An 11,076-nucleotide genomic window follows, 5' to 3' on the forward strand; every position below is an offset into this window, starting at 1 on the left:
GAGCGTACGTACAGTGTATAATACATGTATGACACTCTCGATTGACTATCTCTGGTGGGCCGAATGCCCATCACACGAAGAAGGACTGGCGCTCCTCCACGCTGTGATTGCCGCCGAAGGGCTTGATGCCGTCATCCGTCTCGTTGAGGTGCGCGACGAAGCCGACGCCCAACGCCTGCATTTCCTTGGGTCGCCTACGATTCTGGTCAATGGGCAAGACATTGACCCCCATCCCGTTGCAAGTGGTGCTGCCTCGCTCTATGCCCTTACCTGTCGTGCCTACCGACGCGACGATGGGCGCATCACCCCCTTGCCAACTCGTGAATGGTTGCGCAGACGCCTGTCTGCGCTCAGTACCTCCTGAGACGATCCATGTGATCTTTATCTTCGGGAGCATTGCAAAGGAGCAACAACCATATGAGTCGACTACCAATTGGCGCCAGCGCCATCCCTTTTGAATTACCTGGAGTTGATGGACGCCACTACCGTCTCGAAACGTTCGCTGACCATCAGGTGCTTGGCTTGATCTTTAGTTGCAATCACTGCCCCTATGTGCAGGCCTGGGAAGAGCGTATGATTGAGTTGCAGCATGAGTATGCTGAGCATGGCGTGGCGCTGGTCTTGCTTAATGCCAATGATCCGCAGAAGTATCCGGTGGATAGTTTCGAGGCAATGCAACAACGGGCCCAAATGTTCAAGTACCCGTTCCCGTATCTGCATGACCAGCCGCAAACAACCGCACGTGCCTATGGGGCCGAACGTACCCCGGAGGTGTTTCTCTTCAACCAGGCCAGAGAACTCGTCTATCATGGGGCGATCGACGACAACCGCGAACCCGAGCATGTGCAGCAGCACTATTTGCGCAACGCCATTGAGGCAGTGCTGAAACATCAGCCACCGCCAATCAGTGAAACGCCCGCAGTTGGCTGCACGATCAAGTGGTCAGTCTAGGTGTGGAGTGGCGGGGAGAGGGAGATTCGAACTCCCGAGGGCTTTTTACACCCTACTCGTTTTCGAGACGAGCACGTTCAACCACTCCGTCATCTCCCCGAGTGTCTGCTGTATTATACGCCGATGTGCGAATGCGTCAAGTGAAGGATTGATACGATGTCACACCAACAAGAACGAGGACTCCGCTTACAAGGTGAGGATCTTGGCCGTGCGCTGGTCTTTTCGAGTTTCTGGGGTTCGATCTTTTATCTGCTCGCTTTTGTGAGTCAGTTGCTCACCTTTCGTCGGCCACCAGCCGAGGTGCAGAGCAAAACGGCGCTCACAGGGGCGGGCATCTTTGTGGGTGGCTTTGTCGGGTTGGGCAGCCTTGGCATCGCTACCGTATCCCTCCTCAAAGGGCAATCGCCCGCCGAACAGGCCCGTGAGCAGCTTGGCACCGCCGGTGAAGGCGGAAGCAATAGTGTGTTTGGAACGGCCCTCGGGGCAAGTCTCGGCTCGATCGTGCCCTTCAGTTTTGCTGTCGGGAGCATGCGCCTTGCCGAGCGGATCGCCGGTATACCCGCAGTAGGGCCTCAGGAACATATCGATTTGCCGCGTGCCGCTGCGGTGAATGCGCTGCTAACAGCCCTGATCGCTGCCGCAGTAACCCGGATTACCGGCTGGGTCGCTCGCGATGCCCGGGCCGCCGAACGGACACGGATGTAACCATCTCGGGCTGGCTGTGGCCCCGCCTGGCCAGCCCTCTTGCCTTGATGTTGATGTTGTTGAGGAGTGACCAATGACCTGGGATCAGGGCCTGCACAAAGGTGTAACTACCCTCGCTGCTGAGGACACCACCCAAACCGTGCGTGAATTGACCTATCTCGAAGCAATCCGCGATGGCTTGCGTTTTGCCCTGCAACACGATCCGTCGGTGGTCTTACTCGGTGAAGATATCGGGGCCTATGGCGGTGCATTCAAAGTAACCCAGGGCTTGCTTGATGAATTTGGCGCCGACCGGGTCATTGATACGCCGATGGCCGAACTGGCGATGATCTATGCCGCCGTCGGGATGAGTTTCCAGGGTTTTCATCCGGTGGTTGAGATGCAGTTCGCCGATTTTATTTCGACCGGCTTTGATGCGCTTGTCCAGTTTGCCGCGACAAACCATTATCGCTGGGGGCAGTCTGTCCCCATCACGATCCGCGCCCCTGGTGCGGGTGGTCTTCGGGCCGGCCCCTTCCATTCGCAGAGTAACGAGGCCTGGTTTGTCCACACGCCCGGCCTCAAGGTGGTTGCCCCAGCAACGCCTGCGGATGCACGTGGCCTCTTGCTCAGCGCGATCCGCGATCCGAATCCCGTGATCTACTATGAAACCAAGTACCTCTATCGTTCGCTGAAGGGTGCCGTGCCCGAAGGCGAGGTGACGATTCCGCTTGGCGAGGCGGCGCTCCGTAAGTCAGGTGAGGAGTTGTCGATCATTACCTATGGGGCCATGGTTCACGAGTCACTCGCCGCCGCCGCACACCTGGAACGCGAAGGCCACAGCATCGAGGTGCTCGATCTGCGTACCCTCAAACCCCTCGATGAAGCGGCGATCCTCGCGACGGCTCGCCGTACGGGCAAAGTGCTCATTGTTCACGAAGCCAACCGTACCTGCGGTGTCGGGGCCGAAGTCGCGGCGCTGATTGCCAATGAGGCCTTTGCGTACCTCGATGGCCCGATCAGTCGCCTTGCCGGCCCCGATACCCCTGTGCCCTATAGTCCACCGCTCGAAGACGCCCATCGCCCCGGGGCCAGTGCCATCATCACCGCTACCCGTGAATTATTGGCCTATTAGGAGGGGTGCAGCCCCAGCCTACACGGGTTGGTTCGGGCACACGTGCCGTGTGCCCGAACCAACCCGGAAGAGAACGTAACCAGACTGTCACGCTCAAACGCTTGACCAGACCCTTCCTCATATGCTAGCATCACCATAATTGCGAAAAGCACCGTGCCCTCGGGAGCCACCATTGTGCGTTATCTGCTTGCCATCCTCTGCCTCGTGAGTCTGCTAGTGAGCCTTGGGGCACCTGGAGAGGTCGCCGCCCAGCCCGGAAATGGCGATGTTCAGCGTTTCCTTGAAACCCAACCCGGGCCACTCAAGCAACTGCGGGAAGATGGACGGACGGCGGCAAGCATCATCGAGAGTGCAGCCTTTTATTATGGCCTGAGCCCGCAGATTCACCTCGCCCTGCTCGAAACAACCGCTGGCTTGCTCAGTCAGACTGATCCCGGCGATGAGGCCTTGCAGTCCCCCTTTGGGCACACCGGGCCTCTGGGCTTTGCAGCGCAGATTGACTGGGCCACCCGCGAGTTACGGGCCGGCCTTGGCCCCTATAGCCGCCCGCCCACCCTGCGCTTTACCGATGGTGTCACCCTGACCCTCACCCTTGACCAATCCCCCGAGGGGGTCGCTGTCCAACGCTTTCTCGCCAATGGACGTACCTCAACTGAATGGCGCGCAGCCGTCGAACGGTTCGGTGAGGTCTTTGCTGCCTACTTTGCGAATCAACTGGTTCAGATCGACCCCTCGCGTCCCCCTGGAGAGAATCTCCCGACACCGACCGAGAGCACCCGCTATGGGTTCCTTTTGCAACCCTGGCCTGCCGGAACACGGGTCGAGCATCTCGCCTATTTTGACCATGTCTATCCTACGGTTGATACCGGCTTACCCGGCAATGGCTATGTAGTGAATTATCTGGGGCAGGGGGGCGTGCAGTATGATGGGCACGATGGGCACGATTACCATTTCCCTGATCAGCCCATTGGCACACCGATCCTTGCGGCAGCCTCGGGGATCGCCTATGCGCGTACCCATCGCGGCAATGGCGTCGTCATCCTCCACGACCATGGCTACGAGACGGTCTACTGGCATCTCGACGGCTTTGCCGAGATCTTTGCTGGTCTGATTGATCGCAATACCGGCGTTCCCGTCCGGGCCGGTGATTTCATTGGGACAAGTGGGCGAAGTGGTTTTGTCCGCGGCACGCCGCACCTACATTTTGAAGTGCGCCGCTATGGTCGCCAAGTCGACCCCTATGGCTGGTATGGCCCTGGCCCCGATCCTTGCAGTGCGTATGCCGGCTGTTTGCCGAGTGTCTGGTTGTGGCATGCTTCGCTCATCGGCACCTACAATTTCACGCCGCCCGATCTCCGCTCTGCCGTGCCACAACCGACGCAAGCGACCCACGCACAGCATGGCCCACCGGCAACCGTGACGCTCAATCCTCCCGCCGACCTACTCTTCGCTGCGTCGTTTGATGGTCACATTGTGCAGGAGGTTGGACGAGGGTTTGCCGCCACATCAGGCACAGCCCGGTTTGAGCAAGGACGGGGGAGCGATCAGGCGCTGCTACTCAATCGGTTCGAGCTCGACTATCCCACCGAAGGCAATCTGAACCTCGCCCAGGGCACCATGAGTCTCTGGGTCAACGTGCCAGACAGTTACCCTCAGGGCACCATCCCGCGGCACTATCTGCTGGCGACGAGTGCCAACCCCGGCGCAGCCCCGGTCTACCCAGGAACCCTGGCCCTCCGGCGGGATCAGGTTGGACCGGAAGGCGGGCCAGCCTGGGTCTTCTGGACAACGGCTGACGACGAGGCGAGCCGCGATCTCCTGGCCGCCCCAGACACACTGGCCCCAGGGTGGCACCATCTTGCCATCACCTGGGACGCCGCGACGGGCAGCAAGGCGCTCTATCTCGATGGAACGCTTGCGGCGGCCACGACCGGCATCACCCTGCCGACCGAAGTTGGCTCACGGCTCCACATCGGTCGCTTCACGAATGGTGGTGGCCCGAGCAATATGATCCTCGACGAACTACAGATCTTTGACCACGCAATGGAAGCTGAGGCGATCGAGCGCATGGCAACGGCGCTGCCTGAAGACCGGACAATGCCCGTCGTACTCACCGAGCGCACGATCCGGCTTGACACCAACGCCCTGGCCGCTGATGGCGGCATCGTCGCCGTGCAACTCGGGCTCAATGACCAGTTGGAAGACCCCCAGCCCTACTATGATGCCTATCGCTGGACGCTCGAAGCCGAACCTGGCCTGCATGAACTCTCGGTACGGTATACCGACCGGCTGAATCGCACGACGATCGTCACGCGCACGGTGCTAATCGAAGCCGAAAACCGCGATCGTATCTGGCTCCCGCTGATCGTGTGGTAGGATACGGTAGCTTTGGCATTGAGGGCAAAAGGAACACCGTGAATATCGCATATCTGCAGCGCATTCTGACCAGCCGGGTCTATGATGTCGCCATCGAGACACCACTCCAGGCCGCACCCCGGCTAACGGCCCGCCTCGGCAATGAGGTCTTTTTCAAACGCGAAGATCTGCAGCCGATCTTCTCGTTCAAACTCCGCGGGGCCTATAATCGCATGGCGCACCTCTCGCCCGCCGAGCGCGAGCGGGGCGTCATCACGGCGTCGGCGGGGAATCACGCCCAAGGGGTTGCTTTTTCGGGGCAACATCTCGACGTACGAACGGTCATTGTGATGCCCGTGACGACGCCTGAAATCAAGATCCAGGCGTGTCGCGCACGCGGGGCCGAGGTTGTCTTGCACGGCGACAGCTATAGTGATGCCGAAGCGCACGCCTATCTGCTGCAGACCGAGCTTGGCCTCACCTTTATCCATCCCTACGACGACCCGCTGGTCATTGCGGGGCAGGGCACAATTGGCCTAGAGATCTCGCAGCAGATGCGCGCGGAAGACTATTATGTTTTTGTCCCCATCGGTGGCGGCGGCCTGGCTGCTGGCATCGCGGTCTTTCTCAAGAGCATCAACCCGGCCATTCGCGTGATCGGGGTTGAGCCCGACGATGCCGATGCGATGTATCAGAGCGTGCAGGCTGGCACGCGGGTGACCCTGAGCCAGGTTGGCATCTTTGTTGATGGCGTCGCGGTACGGCGTGTTGGTGAACACACCTTCAATCTCGTGCAAACTTATGTTGACGAGATCGTCCGCGTGACCACTGACGAAGTCTGTGCCGCTATCAAAGATGTCTTTGACGACACACGTGCGATTCAGGAGCCAGCCGGGGCGCTCGCCGTCGCCGGCATGAAGCATTATGTCAACGAACGAGGCGTCCGCAACGAGCATCTCGTCGCCTTGACGTGCGGGGCCAACGTCAATTTCGGGCGACTGCGCCATGTTGCCGAGCGGGCCGAGCTTGGCGAGCAGCGCGAAGCCCTGATTGCAATCACCATCCCTGAGCGTCCGGGCTCTTTCAAACGTTTCTGCCGTGATCTAGGCAACTACAACATCACCGAATTCAACTACCGCTATGCCCCGCGCACCGATGCCCGCATCTTCGTCGGCATTGAACTAGCGCATCCCGAGCAACGCCTTGCGATCATCGCGCACCTTACCGAGGCGGGCTACGAACTCTTTGACCTGACGAACAACGAACTGGCGATTGTTCACCTGCGCCACATGGTCGGAGGGCGCGCCCCAGAAGCTCTCAACGAACGGCTCTTCAGCTTTGAATTTCCCGAACGGCCCGGGGCCCTCCTTCAGTTTCTCGAAGCACTCGATGCGTCGTGGAACATCAGCCTCTTTCACTATCGCAACCACGGCAGTGCGCACGGGCGCGTACTCGCCGGCATCCAGGTACCCGACAGCGACCTCGCGCGCTTCCGTGCTTCGCTCGCCCAACTCGGCTACCGTCACGTTGATGAGAGTGAGAATCCGGCCTATCGGGCCTTTCTCACATAACCATCTGCGCTCTGCTTCGTTGATCAAAAAGCCAGCTACGCTGGCTTTTTGATCAACGAAGCAATGACCCTCACCCAAGGGCAGCGTAATGGCGTTGCGAGAAGATTGTATCGACCGACACCCCACTATGAATGCGCTGGATGACTTCGGCGAGCATGGCACTCACGCTGAGCACCGTCAAACCGGGCCAGCGCTGCTCGGGGGTCAGGGGCAGCGTATCGGTAGTCACCAGTTCGCGGAGACCACTCTGGCGAAGGCGCTGGACAGCGTTGGCAGCAAAGACCGGGTGGACACAGCAGGCATAGACCTCACTGGCCCCTTCGCGGTTGAGCAGGTCAACCACTTCGAGGATCGAGCCGCCCGTCGCAATTTCGTCGTCAACAATGATGCAGCGTTTGCCAACGACATCACCGATCAGGTTCATAATCTCGGGTGAAGAGTAATTCCCATTATTATCACGACTCGCAAGGTGTTGCACCCGGCGCTTCTCGGCAATCGCCAGCGGCGCACCAATCGCCTCGGCAAAATTGCGCCCACGCTTGGCAAAGCCCACATCAGGCGAGACGACAATGACATTGTCCCAACCCTTCTCAGACCAGTAGCGCACCAGCAGATGCATCGCCGTCAATTCGTCCATCGGGATGTTAAAGAAACCCTGGATCTGCCCGGCATGCAAGTCAATCGTCAAGACCTGTTGCGCCCCAGCAGCCTGGATCATATCGGCGAGCAAACGCGCCGTGATCGGCACCCGCGGCTGATCCTTCTTATCGGTACGCCCATACGCATAGTACGGAATAACTGCGGTCACACGCCCGGCTGAAGCACGACGGCAGGCATCAAGCAGGATCAACAACTCCATAATCCGGTCACTCAAGTTTGGTGTAGAGAGCGACTGGACGACAAAAACGTCCTTCTCACGCACGCTCTCGTTCAGTTTGGCAAAGATATTCTCGTTACTGAACTTGACAATCGTTGCGTCACCAAGCGGGACGTTTAAGCGGTCACAGATCAGTTCAGAGAGCGCACGATTGCCATTCCCCGAAAAGATCCGCATTTCGTCGAAGCGACTCCCCACAGCAAGCTCCTTTCAATCACGAGGCAAGACTCGTCAGACGCTCAATCAATTCGGCCCGTTCAATCCGCATCCCAAGGGGCAACGCACTGGCACGGAGGGCTTCCTGGTCTTCACTGGCGATCAACAGCATGCTGATCCCAGGGCGTTGCATAAGTGCAGCCAGCATCTGGCTTAACGTCAGCGCTACCAGGCGTGGTGAACGGCCAAGGCCATGGGTCTGCGCAAAGACCAGCGCCGAATCAGCACTCTGGAAGGCTACCAGAACGCGGGGGCGCGTCGTCTGAGGGGCTGGCGTCTTGTCACGTTCAGGAACCGCAGGATCACCGGTACGATAGAGATAGAAACGATGCGTCTGATACCGGGCTTCCTGCAGCCGTGTACGCACCATCTCAAGGGTATCCTCGGCAGCCTCGCTGCGATACCCCTCCTGTCGAGCTACGTCAATGAAGAGTGTTTCGCGCATCTTGATCGCTCCTTTTCACGGCAAGGGTACCGGGGTAGGCACAGGCTGAAGCGTTGTCGGACGAGCCGCATTACTCAGCAAGGCCGAGCCAAGCAAACCTAGCTGGACTTCATACGGGGAACCAGCATACTGCGGATGGTACTCCATGCGCACGCGCTCGAAGTATTGGACTCGATAGGCCAGACCATCAGGCATGACCTCATCAAACTCTTCGCTAATCGGCAGACCAAAGGCCATTCGATCGCCATTCTCCTCCCAAAAGCGTAAAAATCGTCCGCCAACTCCATAGCCAGTCTCAGGAAAGTAGCGCAGATCGGGGCGGCTCACAAAAAACTGCTGGCGGGCAAAGGTACGGCCCTGCGTAAATTCGACCCCAAGCAAGCCCAATTGAACCTCAAAGGGCGTCCCGGTATGTTCAGGCCAATGTTCGAGGCGCGCCCGTTCAAACCACTGGATCTCGCGCCCATTGACCCAAACCGGCCCGGTGATGGGCAAGCCGAGGATGCGCAGGCCACCAGCGCGTTCATACGCCTGCGCAAAGGTTGCCCCAGGCACCAACGACGGATCACCCGGCACCCCGAGCGGCGGGATGTTCCCACCTGGATCAAGGTTTCCAGGGAGCCAACCCGATGTCCCGGTATCGCCAAGCGGCGTAGAACTCAGGATCAATTCACGCGTTGGGATAGCCCCAGGCGAGCCAGGTAAGTGCCAGAGCCCCAGCGTGCTGTTGAGCAGCGCGAGAATGAGCAGAACCAGAAAGCCAAGCAGGATCAGCAAGGGAAGGTGCCAGTGGCGAACATCCTGGGGCGGATCGTCGGCATCAATGACCGTCTGAGACGCTTCCAGGCGAATCGTCTCGAGCGTGTCATCACCGGCAACCGATGCCCGCGCAGCACTACCTGCCGGGGCAATCTGGGGGGTACCTGGCACCTGATCAACGACCGTACCTTCGACAACCTCTGATGGTGACGCGGGGGCGTCTGGCGATGGTGCGACATCCGCTGCCTCAGGGGGCGGCGTAGCAGCAGAACCTTGCGCAGAAGATGACACGACACCGTGTCCAGCCGCTGATGATGGCACAACAACCTGAACCGGCTCGTTCGGCGCAGCCGTAGATGATGGCACGCCGGATTGGACAGCAACCGGCGCATCTGCGGCGGGATTCGCCGCACCATTGACCGGCGGCCCATCATCTACAATCGCATGAGATTCAGTTTCATCACCAGAGCGCCCGTCGCTCATTGTCATTCCTTGCTAACCTGAGCCGCAATAAGGGCAGCCGTGTCACGGAGATCAGACGGTGACGCCGAACCAGGGCGCCACGGGGTCAACACCCGATCACTATGCCAACGCGGGATAATATGGACATGGTAATGAAACACCACCTGACCAGCGGCACTTCCATTATTTTGTAAAATATTGAAGCCATCGGGCTCAAGGGCAGCCATCAGCGCCCTGGCCACCAGTTGCGTGGTGCGGGTTGTTGCGGCGAGAAGATCCGGGGGCAGATCGAGCAAGCTTGGGAGCTCTGGCTTGCAAATAACGAGGGTATGACCACGTGAGGCCGGATTAATATCCAGAAAAGCAAGCGTCAGGTCATCCTCATACACCTTGGCCGAAGGAATTTCGCCGTTGACGATTTTTGTGAAAATTGATGCCATCCTGAGCCCTTTCAGCTATGCAACACTGCCCACACTTGCTTCGTGGTCGTGAGCAGGATAACGGCGGCCAAACCATGCCAGCGCGAGCACGCCGAGCAAGACACCAAACCAGAGCGTCCCAAAACGGATCAGCAGCGTCGCCGTTGTTGCCGTTGCCACACTCACCCCAACGAGGGCAACCAGCAGACCAACACTGGTCACCTCACTCACCCCAAGCCCACCAGGCAAAAACGAGACCAGCCCAAAGAGGGTGCTGGCCGCAAAAATAAACGTGGCCTGAAGCAAGAGCAACCAGGTACCCTCGACACCCAGACCAACGAGCACATAGTAAAACGCAAGGCACTCAAACCCCCACGAGACGACACTGATCAGGGTCGCGATCAGCAAGACACGCCAGTCAAGCAACTGAATCGTGCTCTCATAGATCGTCGTCAGGCGAGGCGCGATCCGGTCGCCCATGGGCAAACGACCAATGAAAGCAATGAGCCACAAAGACCAGGTGCGTTGCTGTAAAATCAGGATCCCTACGAGCGTCCCCACGACCAGCAAGGCAAAGACCGGGCGAGCAGGCGGATAGAGCGTCAGGCCAAGGCCCATCAGCAAGAGCATCGCCAAGCCATCGGTGAGCCGTTCGGCAAGCACAATCGGGGCTGAACGCGAGACAGCCGTGCCATTGACGCGGCGTAACAGATACGACTTAAAGACCTCACCAAGCTTGCCAGGGGTGACGGCCATCACCATGCCTGAGGTAAAGATCAGCCCGCTATCAAATGAACTGACCCCATCGCCACAGCGCAAGAAACGGAGGTAATACTCCCATTTGGCCCAGCGGAGGAGATAATTCAAGAGGGTGAGCCCAAGAATAAGGGGCATCAGCGCCCACTGAAAACTGCCCAGATCGCGGGCGACCTCACGCACATCGCTAACCAGGCCAATCACGATCATCACCGCGAGACCAATTAGCAACGATGCAACCAATTTGCCCTGGAGCGTTTTAAGTGACATGGAGAATATAACCTGCGTGAAACAAGATCCTATGGCGATTATACTCTTCTCATCGCATCTCTGCAATTGAGCTTTGTTCACCCGCATCATAGCATCCCACCAGGGCACCCGCCAGGGGGGGCCCTACACCGGATTCGGCCCCCGCCCCCGTAGGGGCACCCCTGGCGGGTGCCCAC

At 59.0% G+C, this 11,076-nt stretch carries 11 protein-coding genes and 1 tRNA gene; 6 read left to right on the plus strand and 6 right to left on the minus strand.

Going from position 1 to position 11,076, the window contains the following annotated elements; all coding sequences use genetic code 11:
• The first annotated feature begins 28 nt into the window (after positions 1-28).
• Together A9Q02_RS18020 and A9Q02_RS18025 are read left to right on the plus strand one after the other, a co-directional pair.
• The gene (locus A9Q02_RS18020; protein WP_097654469.1) at positions 29-364 is read left to right on the plus strand and encodes a DF family (seleno)protein; all 336 of its coding nucleotides are present in this window, start codon (positions 29-31) and stop codon (positions 362-364) included.
• Positions 365-417: 53 nt separating this feature from the next.
• On the plus strand, positions 418-951 hold the full coding sequence (locus A9Q02_RS18025) for a thioredoxin family protein (RefSeq protein WP_097654470.1): 534 nt from the start codon (positions 418-420) through the stop codon (positions 949-951).
• An 8-nt stretch (positions 952-959) separates the two neighbouring features.
• On the opposite strand, the gene A9Q02_RS18030 is transcribed toward A9Q02_RS18025, so the two are convergent.
• Positions 960-1,050, minus strand: a tRNA-Ser gene (locus tag A9Q02_RS18030).
• Between the two features lie 57 nt (positions 1,051-1,107).
• Between A9Q02_RS18030 and A9Q02_RS18035 the strand changes: the two genes are divergently transcribed.
• From A9Q02_RS18035 to ilvA, 4 genes are all read left to right on the plus strand, one after another.
• Positions 1,108-1,656 (plus strand): hypothetical protein, encoded by a 549-nt coding sequence (locus A9Q02_RS18035; protein ID WP_097654471.1) that lies wholly within the window; start codon positions 1,108-1,110, stop codon positions 1,654-1,656.
• A 73-nt stretch (positions 1,657-1,729) separates the two neighbouring features.
• Positions 1,730-2,770 (plus strand): alpha-ketoacid dehydrogenase subunit beta, encoded by a 1,041-nt coding sequence (locus tag A9Q02_RS18040; RefSeq protein ID WP_097654472.1) that lies wholly within the window; start codon positions 1,730-1,732, stop codon positions 2,768-2,770.
• A 174-nt stretch (positions 2,771-2,944) separates the two neighbouring features.
• Positions 2,945-5,146: a peptidoglycan DD-metalloendopeptidase family protein gene (locus A9Q02_RS24705; protein ID WP_141509016.1), complete on the plus strand. Its 2,202-nt coding sequence runs from the start codon at positions 2,945-2,947 to the stop codon at positions 5,144-5,146.
• Between the two features lie 38 nt (positions 5,147-5,184).
• Positions 5,185-6,696 (plus strand): threonine ammonia-lyase, biosynthetic, encoded by a 1,512-nt coding sequence (gene ilvA, locus A9Q02_RS18050; RefSeq protein WP_097654474.1) that lies wholly within the window; start codon positions 5,185-5,187, stop codon positions 6,694-6,696.
• Positions 6,697-6,766: 70 nt separating this feature from the next.
• Here the strand turns inward: ilvA and A9Q02_RS18055 are convergent, their stop codons facing one another.
• Genes A9Q02_RS18055 through A9Q02_RS18075 form a run of 5 tightly spaced genes read right to left on the minus strand, consistent with a single transcriptional unit; the run spans position 6,767 to position 10,900 of the window.
• Positions 6,767-7,771: a ribose-phosphate diphosphokinase gene (locus tag A9Q02_RS18055; RefSeq protein ID WP_097654475.1), complete on the minus strand. Its 1,005-nt coding sequence runs from the start codon at positions 7,769-7,771 to the stop codon at positions 6,767-6,769.
• 16 nt (positions 7,772-7,787) lie between these two features.
• Complete coding sequence (locus A9Q02_RS18060) at positions 7,788-8,234, minus strand: hypothetical protein (protein WP_097654476.1); 447 nt, start codon at positions 8,232-8,234, stop codon at positions 7,788-7,790.
• A 15-nt stretch (positions 8,235-8,249) separates the two neighbouring features.
• Positions 8,250-9,476: a hypothetical protein gene (locus A9Q02_RS18065; protein ID WP_097654477.1), complete on the minus strand. Its 1,227-nt coding sequence runs from the start codon at positions 9,474-9,476 to the stop codon at positions 8,250-8,252.
• Between the two features lie 2 nt (positions 9,477-9,478).
• Complete coding sequence (locus A9Q02_RS18070; RefSeq protein ID WP_097654478.1) at positions 9,479-9,895, minus strand: HIT family protein; 417 nt, start codon at positions 9,893-9,895, stop codon at positions 9,479-9,481.
• Positions 9,896-9,910: 15 nt separating this feature from the next.
• A complete protein-coding gene (locus A9Q02_RS18075) occupies positions 9,911-10,900 on the minus strand; it encodes a lysylphosphatidylglycerol synthase transmembrane domain-containing protein (RefSeq protein ID WP_097654479.1) in 990 nt (329 codons plus the stop codon).
• Positions 10,901-11,076 lie beyond the last annotated feature (176 nt).

Origin of the sequence: Candidatus Chloroploca asiatica (assembly GCF_002532075.1) — a bacterium.
Classification (GTDB): Bacteria; Chloroflexota; Chloroflexia; order Chloroflexales; family Chloroflexaceae; genus Chloroploca; species Chloroploca asiatica.

Bases quoted from the DNA above. Each gene is read 5' to 3' on its own strand.
- A9Q02_RS18070 (WP_097654478.1), bottom strand. From the start codon at position 9,895: ATGGCATCAATTTTCACAAAAATCGTCAACGGCGAAATTCCTTCGGCC.
- A9Q02_RS18065 (WP_097654477.1), bottom strand. From the start codon at position 9,476: ATGAGCGACGGGCGCTCTGGTGATGAAACTGAATCTCATGCGATTGTA.
- A9Q02_RS18075 (WP_097654479.1), bottom strand. From the start codon at position 10,900: ATGTCACTTAAAACGCTCCAGGGCAAATTGGTTGCATCGTTGCTAATT.
- A9Q02_RS18020 (WP_097654469.1), top strand. From the start codon at position 29: ATGACACTCTCGATTGACTATCTCTGGTGGGCCGAATGCCCATCACAC.
- A9Q02_RS18060 (WP_097654476.1), bottom strand. From the start codon at position 8,234: ATGCGCGAAACACTCTTCATTGACGTAGCTCGACAGGAGGGGTATCGC.
- A9Q02_RS18025 (WP_097654470.1), top strand. From the start codon at position 418: ATGAGTCGACTACCAATTGGCGCCAGCGCCATCCCTTTTGAATTACCT.
- A9Q02_RS18040 (WP_097654472.1), top strand. From the start codon at position 1,730: ATGACCTGGGATCAGGGCCTGCACAAAGGTGTAACTACCCTCGCTGCT.
- A9Q02_RS18035 (WP_097654471.1), top strand. From the start codon at position 1,108: ATGTCACACCAACAAGAACGAGGACTCCGCTTACAAGGTGAGGATCTT.